This window comes from Streptomyces huasconensis (assembly GCF_021028635.1).
GTDB lineage: Bacteria > Actinomycetota > Actinomycetes > Streptomycetales > Streptomycetaceae > Streptomyces > Streptomyces huasconensis.
Window position 1 is genome coordinate 4,121,291 of the sequence record NZ_CP086119.1, and the last position, 22,784, is coordinate 4,144,074.

Annotated in this window: 13 protein-coding genes and 1 pseudogene; 13 read left to right on the forward strand and 1 reads right to left on the reverse strand. The window is 72.1% G+C overall.

Annotated elements, in window-relative coordinates; translation table 11 throughout:
- From J2N69_RS18845 to J2N69_RS18905, 13 genes and pseudogenes are all read left to right on the forward strand, one after another.
- Window positions 1-3,162 carry a non-ribosomal peptide synthetase gene (locus J2N69_RS18845; RefSeq protein ID WP_230901823.1) on the forward strand — a complete coding sequence of 1,054 codons (3,162 nt, stop codon included), beginning with the start codon at window positions 1-3 and terminating at the stop codon, window positions 3,160-3,162.
- 246 nt (window positions 3,163-3,408) lie between these two features.
- Window positions 3,409-3,672 (forward strand): acyl carrier protein, encoded by a 264-nt coding sequence (locus J2N69_RS18850; RefSeq protein ID WP_230901824.1) that lies wholly within the window; start codon window positions 3,409-3,411, stop codon window positions 3,670-3,672.
- A gap of 98 nt (window positions 3,673-3,770) precedes the next feature.
- Window positions 3,771-4,712 carry a TauD/TfdA family dioxygenase gene (locus J2N69_RS18855; RefSeq protein WP_230901825.1) on the forward strand — a complete coding sequence of 314 codons (942 nt, stop codon included), beginning with the start codon at window positions 3,771-3,773 and terminating at the stop codon, window positions 4,710-4,712.
- Between the two features lie 30 nt (window positions 4,713-4,742).
- On the forward strand, window positions 4,743-7,949 hold the full coding sequence (locus J2N69_RS18860) for a non-ribosomal peptide synthetase (RefSeq protein WP_230901826.1): 3,207 nt from the start codon (window positions 4,743-4,745) through the stop codon (window positions 7,947-7,949).
- A gap of 408 nt (window positions 7,950-8,357) precedes the next feature.
- On the forward strand, window positions 8,358-8,645 hold the full coding sequence (locus J2N69_RS18865) for an acyl carrier protein (RefSeq protein WP_230901827.1): 288 nt from the start codon (window positions 8,358-8,360) through the stop codon (window positions 8,643-8,645).
- Entirely contained in the window at window positions 8,642-10,342 is a 1,701-nt protein-coding gene (locus tag J2N69_RS18870) for a condensation domain-containing protein (RefSeq protein ID WP_230901828.1), read from the forward strand. The genes J2N69_RS18865 and J2N69_RS18870 overlap by 4 nt, the downstream gene beginning before the upstream one ends.
- A gap of 108 nt (window positions 10,343-10,450) precedes the next feature.
- A complete protein-coding gene (locus tag J2N69_RS18875; protein ID WP_230901829.1) occupies window positions 10,451-16,261 on the forward strand; it encodes a type I polyketide synthase in 5,811 nt (1,936 codons plus the stop codon).
- Between the two features lie 133 nt (window positions 16,262-16,394).
- A complete protein-coding gene (locus J2N69_RS18880) occupies window positions 16,395-17,192 on the forward strand; it encodes a 2-keto-4-pentenoate hydratase (RefSeq protein ID WP_230901830.1) in 798 nt (265 codons plus the stop codon).
- Complete coding sequence (locus tag J2N69_RS18885; RefSeq protein WP_230901831.1) at window positions 17,189-18,082, forward strand: acetylating acetaldehyde dehydrogenase; 894 nt, start codon at window positions 17,189-17,191, stop codon at window positions 18,080-18,082. Before J2N69_RS18880 ends, J2N69_RS18885 begins: the two co-directional genes overlap by 4 nt.
- 29 nt (window positions 18,083-18,111) lie before the next feature.
- A pseudogene (dmpG, locus tag J2N69_RS18890) lies at window positions 18,112-19,164 on the forward strand (4-hydroxy-2-oxovalerate aldolase); the annotation flags it as partial.
- 36 nt (window positions 19,165-19,200) lie between these two features.
- Window positions 19,201-19,461 (forward strand): acyl carrier protein, encoded by a 261-nt coding sequence (locus J2N69_RS18895; protein ID WP_230904771.1) that lies wholly within the window; start codon window positions 19,201-19,203, stop codon window positions 19,459-19,461.
- A gap of 72 nt (window positions 19,462-19,533) precedes the next feature.
- Window positions 19,534-20,652 (forward strand): histidinol-phosphate transaminase, encoded by a 1,119-nt coding sequence (locus tag J2N69_RS18900; protein ID WP_230901832.1) that lies wholly within the window; start codon window positions 19,534-19,536, stop codon window positions 20,650-20,652.
- A complete protein-coding gene (locus J2N69_RS18905; RefSeq protein WP_230901833.1) occupies window positions 20,649-21,620 on the forward strand; it encodes an LnmK family bifunctional acyltransferase/decarboxylase in 972 nt (323 codons plus the stop codon). The genes J2N69_RS18900 and J2N69_RS18905 overlap by 4 nt, the downstream gene beginning before the upstream one ends.
- A 71-nt stretch (window positions 21,621-21,691) precedes the next feature.
- On the opposite strand, the gene J2N69_RS18910 is transcribed toward J2N69_RS18905, so the two are convergent.
- Window positions 21,692-22,774 (reverse strand): amidinotransferase, encoded by a 1,083-nt coding sequence (locus tag J2N69_RS18910; RefSeq protein WP_230901834.1) that lies wholly within the window; start codon window positions 22,772-22,774, stop codon window positions 21,692-21,694.
- Window positions 22,775-22,784: the final 10 nt, after the last annotated feature.

Consider the following 22,784-nt stretch of genomic DNA (forward strand, 5'->3'; position numbering starts at 1 on the left):
ATGTCCGATCGCTGTGTCCATCAGCTCGTCGAAGCACAAGTTCTGGAAACGCCGGATGCCGTGGCGGTCGTCTGGGACGGCGGCACTCTCACCTACCGTGAACTCGACGAGCGGGCAGCCCGGCTCGCCGGTCTGCTGACCGCCGAGGGCGTGCGGCAGGAGACCCTGGTCGGCGTCGCGATGGAACCGTCGCCGTTGCTCCTGGTCTCGCTGCTGGCGGTGTGGAAGGCCGGCGGGACGTACGTGCCCATCGACCCCGCCCTGCCGCGCAGCGTCGCCGAGACGATGATCGCCGACGCCGCGATCGCCGTAGTCATTCTCAACGGGCCTGCCGCAGTGGACACTTCGGGCCTGTCGGTGGTGAACCTGGACGGCCTCGATCTGGGCCGGGCCCGGCCGGGGGGCGGTGACCTGCCCGGTGCACCAGGCCTCGCCTCCACACTCACCAACGACCCGGCACTCACCAACGACCCGGCCAATCTCGCCTACTGCGTCTTCACGTCCGGTTCGACCGGTAAGCCGAAACCCGTCGTCGTGGCGCATGCCAGCCTCGCCGCGCACGCCCGCTCCATCCGTGACGAGCTGGCGCTCGGGCCCATGGACCGGGTCCTGCAATTCACCACCATGGGCATTGACGCCGCGCTGGAAGAGATCGTGCCCGCATGGCTCGCCGGCGCCGCCGTCGTCATGCCCGCCCAGCGCCGGTTCTCCAGCTGGGAACTCACCGACATGATCGTCCGGCTCGCGGTGACGACGGTGAGCCTGCCCAGCGCCTACTGGCACCAGTGGGTGGACGACCTGACCGCCGGGCTGGTCCACCTCCCCGCCGGACTGCGCAGCGTCTACATCGGGGGCGACAAGATCCTCGCCGCCAAGCTCGACGCCTGGTACCGGGTCCCCGGAGCGGAAGCGGTCGACTGGATGGCCGGCTACGGGCCCACGGAGACCACGATCGTCGTGGCGCTGTACCGGCCGGACAGCGCCCACCGGGAGCACCCCACCGATCCGGACAACGCGCTGGTGCCCATCGGCCGCCCACACGCGAACGCCAAGATCGTCATCCTGGACGACGTGCTGCGCCCGGTGCCGGACGACACCCCCGGGGACATCTGGGTGGGCGGTCCGCCGCTGGCCCGCGGCTACCACAACGCGCCCGGCGCGACCGCCGCCCGGTTCCTTCCCGACCCCCAGGGCCCTCCGGGGGCCCGCATGTACCGTACGGGCGACCGCGGCAGCCGTCGCGCCGACGGGACCCTGGTGTTCCTCGGCCGCTCGGACCGGCAGGTCAAGATCCGCGGGCAACGCGTCGAGCCCGGCCAGGTGGAGAGCGCCCTCCACCGCTGCCGCGGGGTCAGGGACGTGGCCGTCGTCACCGCCGACGATCCGCCCTACGGCGCCCGCCTCATCGCGTACGTCGAGGCCGACGTGCCGGAGGCGGCGATCCGCGCCGAAGCCGCCGGGCTGCTGCCCGAGGCCATGGTGCCCCAGACCATCGTGGTCATGGACCAGATCCCGCGCTCGCCGCTGAACGGCAAGGTGGCCCGCGCGCAGCTCCCCGCGGTGCGACCGCCGCGCGTCGACCACCCCGACTCGGCCGCGATGACCGCGTTGGAGCGCGTTGTCGCCTTCCTCGCCTCCGACGTGCTCGACGGCAGGAGCGTCGGGCCTGCGGAGGACCTCATCGCGGCCGGCGGCGACTCGTTGCGGGCCCTGCAACTGCTCAGCCGGGTCTCCGAGGTGACCGGCGTCGCCTTGACCTTCGCTCAGTTCCGGGCCGCGCCGCACGTCGCGGGGATCGCGGCCCTGGTGAAGCAGGGCCGCGGCCAGGACGTGTCCGACGGCACGGTCGTGGCGACGGGTGACCGCGGTGACCGCATTCCTGCCTCCCGCGGGCAGCAGGCCCTGTGGTTCCTCGACCTCGTGCACCGCGGCGCGCCGACCTACGCGATCCCGCTCGGCTATCTCATCCGGGGCCCGCTCGACCTCGACCGCCTCGACACCGCGCTGTCCGCGCTCGTCGCCCGGCACGAGGCCCTGCGCACGGTGTTCGAGCAGCGCGACGGCACGGTCCGGCAGCACATCCGGCCCGCCGGCCCGGTGCGCACCGCACTGACCGTCGTCCCGGACCGGGCCGAGGCCTCCCGCCGGGCCATGGCCGATGCGGCGCTCCCGTTCGATCTGACCGCGGGGCCGTTGCTGCGCTCGACCTGCTTCCGCGTGAGCGCCGAGGAGCACCTGTGGCTGCTCGACGTGCACCACGCGGTGTTCGACGCCTGGTCCGTCGGAGTCTTCTGGCGCGAACTCACCGCGCTGTACGAGGGCGCGCCGCTGCCCGAGCCCACCGTCCAGTACGGTGACGTCGCCGCCTGGCAGCAGCGCTGGCTGCGCGGCGCGGAGGCGGACCAGCAGCGTGCGTACTGGCGTACCCGGCTGGACGGGTACCAGCCGGCCATCGCACCCGGTTCCCCGCGCGGAACCGGCACCAACGGGTTCGCGGTGCCGTTGCCGCCCGGCGCCGTCGCCCCGGCCGACGTGGAGCGCGTCGCCGGGGCGTACGGGACCACCGCCTTCACCGTGCTGCTCGCCGCCTTCATGGCGGCGCTCCACCGCACGGGCGGCGGCGACGACATCGTGGTCGGCGTGGTGATGGCCTGCCGGAACCGACCCGGCACCGAGGACGTGATCGGCTACCTGGCGAACACGGTCCCGGTCCGGGTGCGCTTCGCCGAGGGCATGCGGTTCGGTGAACTGATCTCACGCACCGACGATGCGCTGACCGAGGCCCTGACCCACCAGGAGCTGCCGCTCGCCGACATGGTGGAGAGCCTGGAGCGGCGCGGCGGAGGCGGGCAGAGCCCGCTGTTCCACACGACCTTCTCGCTGCAGTCCACACCGCTGGACGACCAGGCCGGCATCGACGGGCTCGACATCACCGAGCACTTCGTGCACACGGGCACCGCGCGGGTCGCGCTGAGCCTGATGATGCGGCAGGGCAAGGAGGGGCTGGTCGGTGAGATCGAATACGCGGCGGCCAGGTTCGACCAGGCGTCGGCGCGGCAATGGCAGAGCGGCCTGCTGGCGCTCACGGCGGCCGGTCTGGCGGACCCCGATTCACCGGTCGGTCATTTTCCGCTCACGACCGCCGACGGCCCCGAAGAATGATCACCGACCCGCATTGCCGGGACATGTCAATTTCCGGGACGTCACCCAAAGGGGGCGCGACGCGTCGCATGCGCTCGCGCCGGGGCGGGAATTCTCCGGACAGTCACTCCGGCGGGACCCGAACAGCTCCACTGCCTCAACTGCCTTGAATGCAACGCGAGTTGGGCCTTGTTCCGCACGCGGCGGGCTGTATAGCATGATGCGGACTCAGCGGTCTGCCGAATGAGCGGGGGTAGTCGGTCAGCCATGCCGGTGCAAGAGCAGGAAATCTCCCGTATCTGGGCCGAAGTCATCGGCATCCCGGACGCGGATATTCACACCAATTTCTTCGATCTCGGCGGCCACTCATTGCAGCTGATGGCCCTTGCCGACCGTCTCAGCCGGCAATTGGGCATCGAGGCCGACATTGTCGCGTTGATGGAGCATCCGACGGTGGCCGATTTCACGTCGCACGTGAACAGCGTGGAAACGACCGCCGGCGACGCCGACCCCACGCGCCCGCGCCCCTAGCCCGCCCACACCCGTGCACCCCGTGGTAGCGGCTTGTCGTACGGCTGCACCGATGGACGCGAGGCGCACCCCGGCAGGCCCCACGTGAGGATCCGATCATGAGTGATCGCAACGGCTGGACACCGCTGGAGGTCAGGCCGCAGGACGTCGGCGCGGACGCCACGGCGGAGGCACTGGCGGGATATCTCGGCTCCACGGACGTGGGCGACCTGCTGGTACGCGAAAAGGCCGTCGTCTTCCGCGGCTTCCATGTGCCCGAGGACGGCCTGGACCTGGTCCTCGACCGCCTCCTGCCGCACCGCATCGCCTACGTACACGGCAACTCCCCGCGTACGAAGGTCGGTTCCAACGTCTATACGTCGACGGAGTACCCGCCCGCCTACACCATCTCCCTGCACAACGAGATGTCGTACGCCCACGCCTGGCCCACCCGGCTCGCCTTCTACTGCGCGGTCGCCCCCGCGTCGCAGGGCGCGACCCCCGTCGTCGACGGGGCGCTGTGGCTGGAGTCGCTGGACGACGAGGTCTGTGAGGCGTTCGGGCACGGGGTGCTCTACACCCAGAACCTGCACAGCGGCAGCGGACTCGGAAAGAGCTGGCAGGAGACCTTCGAGACGCAGGACCGCGACGAGGTCGAGGCCTTCCTCAAGGGCACGGACGCCCAGTGGAGTTGGGGCCCCGATGACGCTCTGCGCGTCAGTCAGGTGCGCCGGTCGACGCTGCGCCACCCCGTGACGGGCGCCGAGGTCTGGTTCAACCAGGCCGATCAGTGGCACCCCGCCTCACTCGGTGACGACACGGCGAAGGCGCTCGCGCAGATCATGCCGGCGGACGAACTCCCGCAGTCGGTGACCTTCGCCGACGGCAGCCCGATCCCGGACGCCTACGTCCTCCAGATCCGCGACCGGGGCCTGGAGCACGCCGTGGACGTCGACTGGCGCGAAGAGGGTGACCTGCTCCTCATCGACAACGTCCTGGTCGGCCATGGCCGCCGCCCCTTCACCGGACCGCGGAAGATCTTGGTCGCCATGTCGGACTGACTTCCCTCACAGAGCACTCCAGGAGCATCCATGACGTCCGAGTCGGCCACGAGCGGCTCGCCAGTTCGGTCCGCAAGCGCCGCGGCGCCGGGCGGCGGCCTGCCGTGCTTCCCGGGCCAGCACCGCCTGTGGGCCTTGGACCGGACGAACCCGAAGAGCGCCGAGCGGGCGGCCGGCATCCTCCTGCCGATCCCGCCGCGGGCCGACGCCGCCGCGGTACGCCACTGCCTCGACGCCCTGGTCGCGCGGCACGACGCCCTGCGCACCAGGTACGCCGTCGAGGGCGGCGAACCGTGCCAGTACGTCGACGACCCCGCCCCCGTGGAACTCCAGGAGACGGAGGTGACCCGGGAGGGCCTCGCGGACCTGCGCGACGACCTGCTCGGCCAGGGCTTCGACCTGGCCCGCGGGCCGCTGCTGCGAGCCGTGCTCGTGCGCACACGCGACGACGGGCAGCGCGTGCTGGTCCTGGCAGTGCACCGCATCGCCTGCGACCACCTCTCCGCGCAGATCCTCCGGCGGGACTTCCACGAGCTGATCTCGGCCGCCGCCACCGGCCGGACCGCGACCCTGCCTCTGGGCGTGCCCTACGCCGACCACGCCGTCCGGCTGCGCACCCGGCTGACGGACGAGGTGACGGAGCGCGAAACGACCCACTGGCGAGCCGTGCTGGACGGCTCCACCCTGGTGACTCTGCCCACCGACCGGCCGCGCCCCCCGTCCGGCGACGGGAGCGGCAGCGCGGGAGTGTCCTTCACGGTGCCCGCCCCCATCGTCGCGGCGCTGACCGGCATCGGACGCGGACGCGGTGCCACACCCTTCATGACGCTGCTGACCGCCTACGCCACGCTGCTGGCCCGGCACACCGCCCAGTGGGACCTGCCCATCGGCACATCCGTCGCGCGGCGCGGGCGCCCCGAACTCAGCGGCCTCGTAGGCTGTTTCACCGATGACGTCGTGCTGCGCTGCACACTCGACGGCGACGAGACGTTCGCCGCGGCGCTGGACCGGGTGCGGCACATGTGCCAGGAGGCGTTCGCCCACGCCGAGCTTCCGTCGGACCGCCTGGCCGAGAAGCTGGCCACCGAGCGCGACGAGCCCCGCGGCCCGCTGTACCGCGTCGCCTTCGACATGGACGACCAGGAGCAGGAAGGCGGGGACCGGGCCACCGGCCTGACGGACCTGGCAGCCTTCGTCGACGCCGTGCGACAGCCGCACACCGATGTCACGCTCGTGATGCGTCCCGCCGCCGACGGCACCGTGCACGGCACCTTCGCGTACGACACCGCCCTGTTCGAGCATCGCACCCTGGAGTACCTGGCCGCGCAGTTCCGGCGGCTCCTGGAATCCGCCGCGGCGGACCCCGGGGCCCGGCTCGCCGCGCTCGCCGTCGTGCCCCAGGACGAGGCGGCGACCGTGCGGCAGTGGTCGATGGGCGCGGGGCCGGTGGTGGAGCGCCCCGTCGTCGAGATGTTCGAGGAGCAGGCCGCGCGAAGGCCCGATGCGGTGGCCGTGCTGTGCGGTGACATGTCGCTGACGTACCGGGAGCTGGACGAGCGGGCCAATCGACTGGCCCACCATCTGCGGTCGGCCGGCGTGGACGCGGAATCGGTGGTCGGCGTGCTGCTGGAGCGGGGCGTCGAGCTGATGGTGGCCTTGCTGGCGGTGTGGAAGGCCGGTGCCGGTTTCGTACCCCTGGATACGGCGCTGCCGGGGACGCGGGTGGGAGGCATGCTGGGGGACGCCGGGGCCCGCGTACTGATCACGCGCGGCGGTTCCGTGGCGGGGTACGAGGGCACGGTCATCGACGTGGAGGGGGACGCGCCGCTCGTCGCCGTACGGCCCGCACACCGGCCGGACGTCGTGATCCACCCCGACGGGGTGGCCTATGTGGTGTTCACCTCCGGGTCGACGGGCTGGCCGAAGGGCGTGCTGGTCTCGCACCGAAGCCTCGGCAACCACGTGGCCTGGGCTGCGCGGGAGCTGGCCGGCAGGGGCACGGGCGGCGGCGCGGTGTTCTCGTCGGTCGCCTTCGACCTGGTGGTGCCGAATCTGTGGGCCCCTCTGTGCGCCGGACAGCGGGTGGCGTTGTTCGATCCGGACGGCGGACTGGACGAGCTGGGCGACTGGCTCATCGACCAAGGCCCCTTCAGCTTCCTCAAGTTGACCCCCGGGCACCTCGAGGTGCTGTCGAGTCAGCTCACGGCGGACCAGGCCGCGGGGCTGGCGGGCGTGGTCGTCGTCGCCGGGGAAGCGCTGCCCGGGGGGCTGGCTTCCCGCTGGGCGAAGTGGCTGGGCCCGGACCGGTTGATCAACGAGTACGGGCCGACGGAGACGACCGTGGGCACGACGGTCCACCCCGTGCCGGTGGACGTCCCGGCGACGCGGGTGGTCCCGATCGGGCGGCCCTTGCCGGGCATGCGGGTGCACGTGCTGGACGGGCGGCTGCGGCCCGTGCCGGTCGGCGGCCTGGGCGAGCTGTACGTCGGCGGTACCGGAGTGGCCCGTGGATACGTGGGGCGGCCCGGTCCGACGGCGGAGCGGTTCGTACCGGACCCGTTCGGCCCGGCCGGTGCCCGCCTGTACCGCACCGGGGACGTGGTGCGGTGGAACGCCGCGGGGGCGGTGGAATTCCTCGGGCGCGCGGACGACCAGGTGAAGATCCGCGGTTACCGGGTCGAGCCCGCCGAGGTCGCCTCCGTGCTGTCGCGCTGCCCGCTGATCGACGAGGCCGCGGTCGTCGCGCGGACCGACGACGGAGAGGCGCGGCTGGTCGGCTACGTCGTCCCGACGGGCGGCCCCGGCACGGCACCCGCCGACGCGCTCATGGCGTATATGGCGAAGTCACTGCCCGAATACATGCTCCCGTCGGCCTTTGTCGAGCTGGACGCGATACCCCTCAATGCCAATGGCAAGCTGGACCGAAAGGCCTTGCCCGCGCCGGCCGCCGTGCCGGCCGATACCGGGGGGCCCGCCCCGGCCACGCCCACCGAGCGGCGACTCGCGGAGATCTGGAGTCGCGTACTCGGAAAGGAGGGAATCAGGACGACGGACAGTTTCTTCGCGCTGGGCGGGCATTCCATCCTGGTAGTCCAGGTCATCGCCGCCGCCCGCGCGGAAGGGCTGCCGCTCTCCGTGGGCATGCACTACAAAGCCCAGGACCTGGCCGAGCTGGCCCGCACGGTGGACGCGATGGTCGCGTCACAGGTCCGCGACACCGAAGAGCGGGTGAATTGAAGAAGCCATTCCTGATCAAGAAATACGACCGCTCGGGGAACGCGCGAAAGCATGTTCTCCTGACCGCGCGGGGTGCGTGCGCGCAGGTCCGCGCGTCGCCCAACTCCCTTTGCCCGAACGGGTCTTGCGGGGCGGGGAACGGCTTGCGTACTATGACGCGGACTCGATGATCAGCGTAGCGAGGCAGCAGATCGTCCGCCGCGCCGACACACGGGCAGGGAATCTTCCAGCTACGGGTGGGCGTCATGGGAATTCCGGAAGCTCCTGCCGACATCAACTTCTTCGGCCTCGATGGCCATTCGCTGCCACAGACGGCTCCGATTGCCTGCTCTCGGCCCCGAATCAACCAATTGCATATCTCCTGGTAACGCATTGCTGCACGGCTGATGTCAAGCACTGGAGGGGTATATGGGCGTCGGTGAAGTCGAAACAGCTGCGGTTGATCCCGCTGTCGATCCCGCTCTCAATTCCGTTGTCGACGACGTCGAGAATCGGCTCATCGCCATCGTGGGCGACAGGTTGAATGTCCGCTGCACACCTGCGGACAATTTTTTCGCCCTCGGCGGCGGTTCACTCGACGCGCTCCACGTTCTGGCGACCATCCGCGAAGAGTTCGGGGTCAGAATCCGGCTGCGCGCATTCTTCCGGGCCGGGACCATCCGGGACCTCCGTCACCTGATGGGAGACGTGGCGTGACCGTTGACGGAGTCGACCCGACCGCCAAGACGCTGCCGCTCGGCCCGCTCCAGGAGGGCATCTGGCTGTTCTGGCGCCTGAACCCGACGAGCCCCGCCTACAGCATGCTGGAGATCTTCCACTTCGACGGCGCCTTCAGCCTCACCGCGCTGGAGTCCGCGTTCCACGGGCTGCTGCGGCGCCACGAGGCGCTGCGCACGACCTTCCGCGACACGGAGACCGGCGTCGTCCAGGTCGTCTCGCACGACCCGCTGCCGGTCCCGGTCGAGGTGGTGGACCTGCGCGGCCTGGCGCAGGACGCGCGGTCCGAACGCCTGCAGTCGGCCATCGGCACCGCGGCGAACCGGCCGTTCGACCTGCTCACCGAGCCCGGGATCAGGCTCACCGCCATTCAGGTGTCCGACAGCCGCACCACCCTCGTCCTGGTGGCTCACCACATCGTGTGCGACGGACTCTCGATGGGTGTGCTCCTCGACGAGTTCGGCGAGCTGTACCGATCGGCCCGCCGGGGCATCGAGCCCGACCTCGGCCCCGTCCCGCCCGGTTACAGCGCCTTCGTGGAAGGCCAGTTGGCCACGCTCGACGACGGCACCCTGGAGGAGGAGACGGCGTACTGGCGGGAGCAGCTCGCCGGCACCACCGGCAGCGTCCTGCCCGGGGCCGACCGCACCGGCACGCGTACCCCCGTGGCACGCGACACGGCCATGGTCACCGTCACGCTCGACGAAGCGCAGCACGAGTCGCTGTCGTCCTGCGCCCGGAACACCAGGGCGACGCCGTTCGCCGTCCTGCTGTCGGTGATGAAGGTCATGATCGCGGCCGCCACCGGGGAGAGCGTGACGGCGCTGGGGATGGCGACGAGCGGCCGCACACCCGAATTCGACCGCACCGTGGGCGTGTTCGCCAACACCATCGTCGTCCGGTCGCAGATCGACCTGTCCCGGACGTTCACCGACACCCTCAAAGAGGTCTCCCTGGACCTCATGGACGCCATCGACCACCAGGACCTGCCGTTCAGCAGGATGGTCGCCGACGCCGAAGCCGAGCAGCAGCCCGGCGCGGGCATCCTGCAGACGGTGTTCACCGCGGGCGCCGTCGGCAGCCTGAAGCTGGACGAGGGCAAGATGACGGAGGTCTACGCCCGCACCGTGCAGGGACCCTTCGACCTGCACGTGGCCTGCGACATCACCCCCGCGGGGATCGCTCTCGACTGGGAGTACGCGCGGCGCACGTACCCGGACGACGTCGCGCACGGCTACGCCGCCGCGTACCAGGACATCCTGGTGGCGTTGCTGGCACAGCCCGACGCGCCGATGACCTCGCTCGGCCTGCACGACCTTCTCGCCCGCGTCCCCGGACGCGCGGAGGACGGGACGGCCACTGACGGCTCCGCGTCCCCGGCCCAGGGCGAGCCGGACGTGTCCGCCGACCGCGTGTCCGCCGAAGGGGCCCCCGCCTTCACCGACGTCGAGAAGGCCATCGCCGCCATCTGGGCCGACGTGCTCGGCGTCCCCGTGGAGTCGCCGTACGACGACTTCTTCGAGCTGGGCGGGCACTCGCTGCTGGTCGGGCCGATCACCGCCGCGGTGCGCCAGCAGGTCTCGCAGAGCGCGACCCTGCGCCTGCTCTTCGACCACCCGCAGCTGCGCGACTTCGCCTCGCAACTGGATGCCGACACGGTGGCGGCGGGCGGGTGAGGCGCCACCGCTGCGGTGTCGCCGCCGCGACGGCGGTCGCACGCGGCGGCCGTGCGTCCCGGAGCGCGGGTGGGGGACACGACGACGGGCTCAGGTAAGGAGCAGCAGGTGCAAGAGCCGCTGGCCATCGTGGGCATGGCGTGCAGGGTTCCGGGCGCGGCCGACTACCGCTCGCTGTGGGCCGGCGCCGAGGCCGGGGCGACCGGCATGGTGCGGGTCGAGGAGGAGGACCGCCGGCGCGAGGGCATCGGCCTGGACCCCGGCGTACGTAATCGCTACGTCCCCGTGGCCGCCCCGCTGGACGGCTACGACGCGTTCGACGGCGCCGCCTTCGGCATCAGCCCCGGAGAGGCGGACGGGCTCAACCTCAACTACCGCGTCATGATGGAGGTGGCGCTGGAGGCACTGGAGGACGCCGGCCACGACCCGTCCCGCCACCCCGGAGACATCGGGCTGTTCGCGGCCGGCGGCGGCGCCTCACCGATCTCCGTGACGCAGCGCATCGGAGACAGCCGGTACGGGGAGGTGACGCGCCCCCTGAAGCTGTCGGAAGCCATCAACTGGACGACGCTCCTCGACAACGACTACCTCGCCACCCGCATCGCCTACGCGCTGGACCTGCGCGGGCCCTGCCTGACCGTCCAGACCGCCTGCTCCAGCTCCCTCGTCGCCCTGCACCTGGCGACGCGGAGCGTGCTCTCCGGCGAGTGCGACATGGCGCTGGCCGGCGGGGTGAACGTGGAACTCCCCCAGCGGGCGGGCTACTACTACCAGGAGGGCGCCACCTGGTCGGCCGACGGCCAGTGCCGCCCCTTCGACGCCGCCGCCAACGGCATGATCACCGGGAGCGGCGCGGGCGCGGTCGTGATCAAGCGCCTGGAGCGGGCCATCGCCGACGGGGACGCCGTCCACGCCGTCGTCCGCGGCAGCGCGATCAACAACGACGGCAACCGGAAGATGGGCTTCACCGCGCCCAGCGTGCAGCAGCAGAGCCGCGTCATCAGCGCGGCGCTGGCGTCCGCGGGCGTGGCCGGGCGCGACATCGGCTACCTGGAGGCGCACGGCACCGCCACCGCCATCGGTGACGTCGTCGAATGGGCGGCCGTCGAACAGGCCCTGGGGGCGGAGGGCGTGCGGTGCGCCCTCGGCGCGACCAAGGCGAATGTCGGCCACCTGGGTGCCGCCGCGGGCATCCTGGGCGTCATCAAGGCCGCGCTGGTCGTCCACCACGGCCGCATCCCCCCGGTCGCGAACTTCGTGGAGCGCAATCCGCGGATCAAACCGACGAGTGACCGGCTGTTCGTGCCGGACAGCTCCCGCGAATGGGAGGCGAGCGGGACGCCGCGGCGGGCCGGCGTGAGTTCCCTGGGCATCGGCGGCACCAACGCGCATGTCGTACTCGAACAGCCACCGGCCGCCGTCACGCCCGACGAACCGGACGAGCTGGTCGCCGTCCTCCCGGTCTCCGCCGCCACGCGGCGCAGCGCCGAGGCCACCGCCGACCGGGTGGCGGAGTACGCCGCACGGCATCCGGGGCGCCTCCTGGCCCTCGCCCGCACGCTGCGCACCGGACGGCGCCTCCTGCCGCACCGGGAAGCGGTCGTCGTCACCAAGCGGGATGACGAGGTCGCCGTCTGGCGCACCGGAAGCCGGCTCGCGACGCGCAAGCACAGCGGCGTCCTCGTCCTGCCCGGCCAGGGAAGGCCGGCGGGAGACCTCACCTCGGCCGAAGCCGGCATCGACGGCTTCGCGGACCTGCTCTCCGAGGCGCTGCGGGCGCTGCCGGCCGACGACCGCCCTGCGGTGGGGGAGATGCTCTCCGGCGCGTCCGTCCCCGAGCCCGAACCGCGCCTCACCGAACTCGCCCTTCTCGTCCAGTCCGTGACGATCGGGCGGTCGCTGCTCGCCGACGGGCTGCGGCCACCGGCACTGTGCGGATTCAGCCTGGGCGAGCTGGCCGCCGGAGTGCTCGCGGGCGTGTTCGGCCTCGGCGAGGCCGCCGCGGTCCTCTCGGAGCGGGCCCGGCTCCTGCGGGACGCTCCGGCGGGCGGGATGATCCGGGTACGCCTGTCCGAGGAGGCCGTCTCCCCCTATCTCGGCGCCGCCGTGTCGCTGGCCATCGTTCCCGGCGCCAGGGACTGCATGCTCAGCGGCGAGGCGGGCGCCGTCGACCTGGTCGCGACCCGGCTGCGGGGCGACGGGATCGCCGGCGTCCGCGTGCCCGTGGCGCACCCGTACCACAGCGAGGTCCTGCGGGACGTCTTCGAGCAGTACCGGGCGGTGTGGTCCCAGGTCGACCTGCGGCCACCGGATCTCCGCGTGCTGTCGCCGACGACGGGAGACTGGCTGGACGCCGGGACGGCCCGCGATCCCGGCTTCTGGGCGGGGCACCTGGTCCGTACGGTCCGCTTCGGCGACGCGATGAGGAAGCTCCGCGCGGACGGTGTGGAGCTCGCCCACGTCCTGGACTCCGAGGCCGGCGTCACCCCGTTCGTCCGCGAGGTGTTCGGCGCCGATGCGCGGGCCATGACCACCAAGAACCAGCCGGGCTACGACGCGTCGAGCCGGGCGCGGCTGCTGGCCTCCGCCTGGACGGCGGATCAGGACCACGCCGTGGAGACGCTGGGAGAGCGCGAGCGGGAGACCGGCACGGACGGCGCCCCGTCACGTATCCACGCCCCCACCTACGCGTTCGACCACAGTGCCCAGGAGGAACAGCCGCCCATGCAGACCGAGGCACAGCCGACTCCCGACACCGGCCGGACGGACGCGGCACCCGAGGCCCGCGCCGCCGTGGAGGTCCCGCGGCCGCGCGCGGCGCTCTCCCCCGCGCAGGCGGCAGCGGTCGACGCCGGAGTGCGGCGGATCGTCGCGGAACTCGTGGGGGTGCCGCCGCAGGACGTACGGCCGGACGCTTCCTTCATCGAACTCGGATACGACTCCTTCCTGCTCATCCAGCTCGCGGACGCCCTGTCGGCGGAGTACGGGGTCGACCTCGACGTCCAGCCGCTCTTCTTCGACCTGGATTCCTGTGCCGCCATGAGTGAGCACCTCAAGGGCGTGGCGCCGGCGCCGGGCCGTGCGCGGGAGCCCGTACCAAGCCCTGCGGAGAAGCTCGTACGGCAGCCCGCGGCATCCGCGGCTCCCGCCGTGGCCGCCGAGCGGCTGCCCGCCCCCGTCCCGCGGTCCGTCCCCGTTCCGCGGTCCGTCCCCCCGCCGCGTCCGACCGAGCCGTCGGCCGCGGCCGCGGGCGGCGCCGAGCCGTTGCAGGCGGAGGCCGAATGGGCCCGGCGGACCGTGCTGTCGAAGCGCATCACCGAGGAGAACCGGTACGCGCTGGCCGACCAGCGCAACCTGATCTCCCGCAAGAACCGCCGCGAGGTCAGCTACCCGATCGTGGGGGTCCGCGGCGCGGGGGCGCGCTTCACCGACGCCGACGGGCGGGAGTACCTCGACCTCTGCATGGGCTTCGGCGTCAACATGCTCGGTCACGCGTCGGCGCCGCTCACCGCGGCCCTGAACTCCTTCGACCCCTCCGACCTGCTCATCGGGCCGCAGTCGTCCACCGCGGGTGACGTGGCCCGCGGTATCGCCGCCCTCACCGGCGTCGACCGGGTCGCCTTCACCTCCTCGGGCACCGAGGCGGTGATGGGCGCCGTGCGGGCGGCGCGCGCCCGGACCGGCAAGCGGCTCGTGGCGCAGTTCACCGGGTCGTACCACGGCACCTTCGACGGCGTACTGGTCGCGCCACGGGCCGGGGGCGAGCCGGGCGAGGCCACGGCTCTCGGCCGGGGCACACCGCCCTCGATGACCCAGGACGCCCTCATCCTGCCGTACGACGCATCCGCCCTGCCCGTCCTCGAGTCCTACGCCGACCAGCTGGCCGCGGTGCTGGTCGAGCCGGTCCAGAGCCGCCGCCCCGGCTACCAGCCCGTCGAACTGCTGCACCGGCTCCGGGCGCTCACCGGCGCCCACGGCATCGCGCTCGTCTTCGACGAGATCATCACCGGCTTCCGGTGCCACCAGGGCGGTGCGGCCGCGTACTTCGGCATCCGTCCCGACCTGGTGACCTACGGCAAGGTCATCGGCGGCGGCATGCCCCTCGGGGTCATCGCCGGGGACGCGGAATTCATGGCGCCCATCGACGGCGGGCGCTGGCGGGAGGGGGACGTCGGCTTCCCGCAGCGGCCCAGCATGGTCTTCGCGGGCACGTTCAGCAAGCATCCGATGGCCATGGCCGTGGCCCAGCAGATGATCGGGCACCTCAAGAAGGAGTCGCCCCGGCTGCAGAACGCGCTGACCGGCCTGACGGCGTTCCTGGCCGGGCGGATCAACGCGCACGCGGCCGCCCACGGATATCCGGTCGAGGTCGAGCACTTCTCCTCGCTCTTCCGGTTCAACGTCGAGGGCGGCCCGCTGGCGGAGGACATGTTCAGCCTCGGCCTCCTCAACCGCGGCATCTACGTCTGGGAGGGCGGCACCTGCTTCCTCAGCACCGCCCACACCGAAGCGGACTGCGCGCGGATCGTGGAAGCCGTGGCCGAGACCGCCGCGGAGGTCGCCGCGCGCGGCCAGTGGGACACGTCCCGCCCATCGCCCGCGCCGCACACTCCGAACGCACCGCGCGTTCCCACACCCGCTCACGCCCCCACGCCCGCCCCCGAGCCGCCGCCCGCCGTGGTCGGCCAGGCGCCCCTGACGGACGGCCAGAAGCTGCTGTGGCTGGCCACCGAGCTGGGCGGCGAACTCGGCGAGTCCTACCAGGTCTCCGACGTGCTCCGGATCGAGGGCACGGTGGACGTGGAGCGGCTGCGGCACGCCGTCGAGCGGGTCGCGGAGCGGCACGAGGCGATGAGGACCGCGTTCGACGAGGACGGCGACTTCCAGCGCACGCTGACGCGCGCCGTGCCGGGCCTCGCCGTCAGCACGCTGAGCGACGCCTCGCCCGACGACGTGGCGGCGCTGCTGCACCGGTCCGCCCAGAAGCCGGTGGACCTGACGGCGCCCTCCCTCTTCCGCTTCCACCTCGTCCAGACGCAGGACGCCGCGTACCTCCAGGCCACCGCGCCGCACGTGGTGGTCGACAGCTGGTCCCTCGGCGTCATGTGGTCGGAGCTGTCCGCCTGCTACCTGGGTGGAGCGGCGGACGACGGCCTGCGCGAACCGGCCGGCTTCCTGGAGTACGCGCGGTGGAAGCGCGAGGACGAGGACACCCGGTTCGACGCGAACAGCGCCCTGTGGCGGGAGCGGCTCGACGCGGTCTGGGACACGGTCCCGCTCCTGGAGGAGGGGCCCTGGAAGCCGGTCACCCGCACGGACACCCTGCCCGCGCGGAGCCTGACGGAGCTGGGCGAACTCGCCCGGGCCGGCGGGGTCACGAAGCACACCGCGGCCCTCGCGGCGCTCGCGGCCGCCTCGTCGCTGCTCCTCGGCACGGAACAGGCGCTCGTCATGGCCCATCAGACCGGGCAGCCGCGCCACACGGACAAGCCGCTCATGGGCTTCTGCGTGGACCTGCTGCCGGTCGTCGCCGACCTCCCCGGCACCGCCACGGTGACGGACGTGGCGAAGGCCGTCCAGGAGCAGATCCTGAGCGTCTCCAAGAGCACCTCCGGCCTCTACCGGGTCCTGCAGGAGCGGCGTTACCGGCGACAGCCGGAGAGTCTCATCGCGTTCAACTTCGAGGGCCCGCTCCCGCCCGGCATGTTCGGCACCACCGCCACCCCTGTGGTGCGGGCGCGCCAGGCCACGGCACGCCCCGCGACCGTGACCGTCGGGGAGCACGACGGGACACTCGAACTGCTCCTGGAAATCACCGAGGACAGCGCACTGGGCCCGCACACCGACCGACTGGCCACCACGTTCCAGCAGGTGCTCGCCGAGCCATCGGTGCCCCTGGAGGAGCTGCGCAGGCGCTGATCCCGCGCCTGTGCGGCACGAGGCCCATCCGAGCCTCGGCAGGTGCAGAACCAATCGCACAGCATCGAGATCCGATATCACTGTGAAGGGGGGGGCGGGCCGGCCGGACGGCATCCTCGGTCGGCCCACTGCCATGACATCGTCACCACAGCAGGCTCTGCACCGACAACTCGCCGCCGAACTACGGGCGTCGGGGCGCGACCGCCGGCCGGTACCGCCGCTCTCCGCCCGCCACCCCGACCTCACCGTGGCCAATGCCTACGCGATCCAGCGCGAGGTCCGCGCGCTGGACCTCGCGGACGGGGCTCGACTCGCCGGGCACAAGATCGGCATCACCAGCGAGGCCATCCAGCGGATGTTCGGCATCGACCAGCCCGACTTCGGCTATCTGGCCGACCACATGCTGGTCCCCGACGGTGTCTGTCTGCGTCCCGACCGGTTCATCGCCCCGAAGGTCGAGGGCGAACTCGCCTTCCGCATGGGAGAGGACCTCCACGGCGGCTCGGTGACGGCACGCGACGTACTCGACGCCACGGCCGCGGTGCTCCCGGCGCTCGAAGTGCTCGACAGCCGGATCGCGGACTGGAAGATCCAGCTCGTGGACACGGTCGCCGACAACGCCTCCTGCGCCCTGGCCGTGCTCGGCGCGGAGGTCTCCCCCGAGGGCATCGACCTGGCGGCCGAGCAGATGGTGTTCGAGGCGGGCACCACCGTCCACACCGCGCACGGCTCGGCGGTTCTGGGGCATCCGGCGGAGTCCGTGGCCTGCCTGGTGCGGATTCTGCACACCTTCGGCGAGGGGGTCCGTGCGGGCGACATCGTCCTCGCCGGTGCCTGGGCCGCCGCGGTCGACCTGCTGCCGGGGGGCACGGCGAAGGCCTCCTTCGGCGCCCTCGGCTCCGTCTCGCTCAGCATGGAGGGCCAGTCATGAACGACGACGGGCGGCTGTCCGTGGCGGTGCTCGGAGCGGGCCTCATCGGTGTCGATCTGGCGGCCAAGGCGCTGCGTTCCGGCGCGCTCGACCTGCGGCTCATCGTGGGCCGGGACGAGCGCACGCCGGGCCTGCGCCAGGCGGCCAGGCTCGGGGTGCGGACCTCCACGGACGGCATCCGCTCCCTGACGGAGACCGACGAACCCTTCGACATCGTCTTCGACGCCACCAACGCGATGTCGCACGCGCGGCACGCCGAACTCCTGGCCCCGCTCGGCACCACCCTCATCGACCTGACGCCCAGCAGGGTCGGCCGGATGGTGGTGCCGACCGTGAACGGACCGGCGGCCGCGGCCTGCACCGACGTGAACATGGTCAGCTGCGGGGGCCAGGCGTCGATCCCGCTCCTGCACGCCGTCTCGCGCCGGCACCGGCTCGACTACGTGGAGGTCGTCACCACCGCCGCCACCCTCAGCGTCGGCCGCTCCACCCGGCTCAACCTCGACGAGTACGTCGAGACGACGCAGGACGCGGTCCGCGACTTCACCGGGGCCAAGGACGTCAAGTCGATCCTCAACATCAGCCCCGCCCGCCCCCCGGCCACCTTCCGGGTCGCCATGTCCCTGTACGGCGACAACCTCACCCAGGAGTCGGTGAGCGCGCTGGTCGAGAGCGCCGCGGCGGGCGTCCGCGCCTTCGCCGGCGGATACGACGTCACCGCGTGCACCGTGAACGACGGCAGGGCCTTCATCGCCGTCGAGGTCACCGCACGGGGGGACCGCATCCCCAAGTACGCGGGAAACATCGACATCATCAACTCCGCCGCGCTGCACATCGCCGAGCAGTACACGGCGGGCCGCCGCGCGGCCGTCGAGAGGGAGCGGGCATGAGCGGGACAGGTACACACGGCGGGGATGCCATGGGGGCGACCGGCCCGGACGTCACGAGCCCCGCGACGGGCACCGGTCCGGCGGCCGGAAAGCCGGTGCTGATCCACGACCCGACGCTGCGCGACGGTCACCACGCCGTCCGCCATCAGCTCAGCCGCGAGCAGCTGCGGGCGTACGCGGCCGCGGCCGACGCCGCGGCGGTCCCCGTGGTCGAGGTGGGGCACGGCAACGGCCTGGGCGCCTCCTCCCTCCAGGTCGGACAGGCCCGGCTCAGCGACGACGAGATGCTGTCGGTCGTCCGGGAGGCCCTCCAGAAGAGCAGGATGGGCGTCTTCATGCTGCCCGGCTGGGGCACCGTCGCGAACCTGCGGAAGGCCATCGCCCACGAGGCCGACCTGGTGCGGATCGGTACCCACTGCACCGAGGCGGACCTGGCCGAGCGGCACATCGGTTTCCTGCGCGACGCGGGGGTGGACGCCCACGGGGTGCTCCTGATGAGCCACATGGCGAGCCCGCAGCGGCTGGCCGAGGAGTGCGTCCGCCTCGTCGGGTACGGCGCGACCGGCGTGGGCATCCTCGACTCGTCCGGTCACTACCTGCCGACGGACGTCTCCGAGCGCATCGCCGCAATCCGGGAGGCCGTCGACGTACCGGTGATGTTCCACGGCCACAACAACCTCGGCATGGCGGTGGCGAACTCCGTCGCCGCGGCGGAGGCCGGCGCCGACATCCTCGACGCCTGCGCCCGGGGGTTCGGCGCCGGGGCGGGCAACACCCAGCTGGAGGTCTTGGTCCCCGTCCTGGAGCGGCTGGGCTACGCCACCGGCATCGACCTCTACAAGCTCCTGGACGCGGCGGACATCGCCGAGCGGGAGCTGATGGACTCCGCTCCCACCATCGACTCGGTGGCGGTCGTCAGCGGGCTCGCCGGAGTCTTCTCCGGGTTCAAGACCCGGGTGCTCGACATCTCCCGCCGCGAGGGGGTCGACCCCCGTGACGTCTTCTTCGAGCTGGGCAGGCTCCAGGCGGTGGCCGGCCAGGAGGACCTCATCGTGGACGTGGCGCTCACCCTCCGGAAGGCCCGCGGGGAGACGGCCGCCGAAGCGGGGAGCACGCCCGTGACCGGAGATACGTACGAACTGCTCAGGACGGTCCTGATCGACGATCTCCAGTTCCTGGAGGACGACGTCGTCCCGAGCGCCACCCGGACCGAGGTGGGCCTGGACTCCGTGGCCATGACGGAGCTGGCCACGGTGCTCAGCACCCGGCTCGGCTTCGAGATCCACGACTACGAACTGCTGGACGCCACCACCGTCGCGGACGTCGCGCGCCTCCTGGAGGAGCGCCGGCTGGCGGCCGGAGCCGTGTCCCCGCAGTAGCGGTCCACCGTGGCGTCGCACCGGCCGGCCACCCCCGTCGGGCCGCGCCCCTTCCTTCACCCCGGGAGTCCCATGCCAGCCATACGATTCCGTTCGGCACTCGACCGCATCTCCTCCTACCGTCCGACCGAGGTCGCGAACGGCGCGGCGCCCCCGCGACCGCTGTCGGCCAACGAGACTCCGCACGCACCGCTGCCGGGCGTCGTCGAGGCGATCGCCGCCGCGGCCGCCTCCGCGCACCGCTACCCGGACGCCTGGTGCCGGGAGCTGTCCCGCTCCATCGCCCGGGCCCACGGGATCGACACCGACCGGGTGCTGGTGGGCGCGGGCTCCGTCTCACTGCTCCAGGCGCTGTTCCAGGCGTTCGGCGAGCCGGGCGACGAGGTCGTCTACGCCTGGCGGTCGTTCGAGCTGTACGAGGAGCTGGCCGAGCTGGCGGGGCTGCGCTCGATCCGGGTTCCGTTGGCCGACGCCGTGCACGACCTCCCGGCGATGGCGGACCGCGTCACCGACAGGACGCGGCTGGTCGTCGTCTGCAACCCGAACAACCCGACCGGCACGGTGGTCGGCCACGACGCGCTGCGGGCCTTCCTGGCGCGTATCCCCCCGACCTGCCTCGTCGCCTTGGACGAGGCGTACATCGAGTACACCCGCGCACCGGACGCCGCCCGGGGGAGGGAGCTGTGCGAGGAGTACCCCAACCTCGTGGTGCTGCGCACGTTCTCCAAGGCGTACGGCCTCGCGGGGCTGCGCGTCGGATACCTGCTGGGCGCCGCCGACGTGGTCGCGCAGCTGGACAAGACCTGCCTCCCCTACGCGGTGAACACGGTCGCGCAGCGGGCCGCGGAAGCGGCGCTCGGTCTCCAGGCGGAGCTGGCGCACCGGGTCGAGGCCACGGTCGCGGAGCGCACCCGGGTCCGGGACGCACTGCTGGCCCGCGGCTGGCGTGTGCCGGACGCGCAGGGCAACTTCCTGTGGCTCGGCCTCGGGGCGGCTTCGGCGGAGTTCGGCCGCTGGTGCATGTCACGGCGGATCGCCGTGCGGACGTTCGCCGGGGAGGGGGTGCGCGTGACCATCGGCCTCGACCAGGACAACGACGCGTTCCTGAAGGCCGTGGCCGACTGGGGCGACGCACCGGAGTCCGCCGCCCCGGAGCGCGGCGGCGCGGCGGCGGGGGCGGCGAAGCGATGAGCGGGATCGACGCCCTGAACTCCGTACGGATGGTCGACGGCAGTTCCCTCACCCGCCGGGTGACCGTCTCGCCGGGCATGTGCAGCAGCGGATCGCAGATCTTCGGGCGGATCGGCGACTGGACCTGGGAGGCGGTCTCGGCCGCCTGCGGCATGAACGCGCACGCCGCCACCACCGCCGACGGCCGCCCCGCCTACCTGTCCTTCTACTACTACCGGGTACGCGGCGGAAAGACCGTGCACCCGCACGGCCTCACCTTCGGCAACGAACTCCGGGTCTGCTCCCGCGTGTTCCAGATCGGCAGCCAGTCCACGCTCACCCTGCACCGGCTCGCACCCGCCGGCCTCACCGTGCCCGAGGGCCCGTTGGACCCGGAGGAGGTGTACGAGCGACCGCACCCGGACTGCATGTACGCGGAGAACTTCAACCGCTGGATCGCCCGCTCCACCCCGGGCAGCAATCAGCGCCTGTCCGAGGTGACACCCCCGGATTTCGCCTACGCGGACCTGCCGCGCCTGCCCAACCGCCACTCGCCCCGCACACCGGTGGGCCGGGCCCGCGCGGCCGGCAGCTTCTACGCCGGGCCGCCCCAGGGGTTCGTGCCGGCCGGGCCCGCCCACACGACCCCGTACACCCTGGACGTGGTCCGCGACCTCAACGGCGTGGGCCTGGTGTACTTCGCCTCGTACTTCTCCATCTTCGACACCGTGCTGCTGGGCCTGTGGCGCTCGCAGGGCCGCAGCGACGAACAGTTCCTGCGGCGCAAGGTCGCCCAGCAGAAGGTCGGCTACTTCGGCAACGCGGACCCCGGCGCGGCCCTCACCATCTCGGTGCACAGGTGGCGCAGCGAGACGGCCCCTGACCTGGAGATAGCCGACATGGCGATGCACGACGCGGCCACGAACCGCCTGCTCGCGGTGACCGGAATCGAACTGGAAGCCACCCCGGTGCCGTCCCCGAACGCCTGACGGCGGGATCAGCCGACGGCGGCCGGACCGCGCCCTGCGACTGGGCGCGGTCCGGCCGCCGGAGCCGCGGATCAGAAGTAGGAGAGCAGCCCGCCGCGCCGCCGCACATCGACCGTCGCGCAGTGGAAGGAACCGCCGAAGCTGTTGAAGTTCCGGAACGGGCAGGGGATGGCCTCGATCTCCCACTCCTCGGCGAACCGGCGCATCGGCTCGTCCTGCGCCTCCACGACCATCCGGTGCTCGTCGATCATCAGCACGTTCATGTTGATCCACTTGCTGGTCATGTACAGCGGGTGACCGTCGGGAATCACCGGCAGGGGCGCCGTGCGCACCTCCCAGTCCTTGAAGATCCGCGGGACCTCCGGCACCCGGTCCGGATGGATCAGCAGCTTGCCCGGCGCCAGCGGCATCAGGGACGCGTCGATGTGCATGGGGTGGTCGTCGGCGAGGACCAGCTCGTGCACCCGGTACGTGTCGCCCAGGTGCCGGCGCAACCACTCGATGCCCAGGGCGTTGGTGACGTGGCTGCGCTGGGCGAAGATGTCACGGCCGCACCGGATGAAGTCGGCGGCGTCGAAGGTGGGCTCGAACTCGGTGATCACCGAGCGGAACGGCTCGCCGTCCGGCTGGTCGGTCCAGCCGTCGACGTACAGCTCGTCGGAGAGTTCGGGCATGGGCGGCGAGCTCCAGCGGGCCCCCTGCCGGAAGTACTCCTTGAGCAGCGGCCGGAAGGCGGAGGCCGCGTGGTGGCGTGAGCGCCAGGACATCGGGGCCTCGATGATGTCCTCGCCGACGACCAGCAGCGAGTCGCGGGGCATCGCGTCGTAGAGACCCGTGCTCGACCAGTCCCGCCCGGCATAGGACCGGCTGTGGTCCCGCGCCTCGGGCCGGCGGACCTTGACGCCCTCCCCGGCCAGGATCTCGACCAGCTGATCGAGTTCGTCGCGCGCCGCCGCGACCTGGTCGGCGGGGAACGGCCGCCCGGCGTTCTCCCGGAACACCTTCCGCTGCTCCGGTGAGAGCGGTGCGCCGACCGCGACGTGCCACGGCGGGAAGTGGGCGCCGTCCACGGAGCCGACGATCACTTCTTCCAGCGGGTCCCATTCGTTGTAGGCCCTGACGGGGCTCTCGGCCCGGGTCTCTGACTCGGTCACCTTGCGTCCT

Coding starts and splice junctions, on each gene's coding strand:
- J2N69_RS18860 (WP_230901826.1), top strand. CDS start 4,743: ATGACGTCCGAGTCGGCCACGAGCGGCTCGCCAGTTCGGTCCGCAAGC.
- J2N69_RS18855 (WP_230901825.1), top strand. CDS start 3,771: ATGAGTGATCGCAACGGCTGGACACCGCTGGAGGTCAGGCCGCAGGAC.
- J2N69_RS18900 (WP_230901832.1), top strand. CDS start 19,534: ATGCCAGCCATACGATTCCGTTCGGCACTCGACCGCATCTCCTCCTAC.
- J2N69_RS18905 (WP_230901833.1), top strand. CDS start 20,649: ATGAGCGGGATCGACGCCCTGAACTCCGTACGGATGGTCGACGGCAGT.
- J2N69_RS18880 (WP_230901830.1), top strand. CDS start 16,395: ATGACATCGTCACCACAGCAGGCTCTGCACCGACAACTCGCCGCCGAA.
- J2N69_RS18865 (WP_230901827.1), top strand. CDS start 8,358: ATGGGCGTCGGTGAAGTCGAAACAGCTGCGGTTGATCCCGCTGTCGAT.
- J2N69_RS18845 (WP_230901823.1), top strand. CDS start 1: ATGTCCGATCGCTGTGTCCATCAGCTCGTCGAAGCACAAGTTCTGGAA.
- J2N69_RS18885 (WP_230901831.1), top strand. CDS start 17,189: ATGAACGACGACGGGCGGCTGTCCGTGGCGGTGCTCGGAGCGGGCCTC.
- J2N69_RS18850 (WP_230901824.1), top strand. CDS start 3,409: ATGCCGGTGCAAGAGCAGGAAATCTCCCGTATCTGGGCCGAAGTCATC.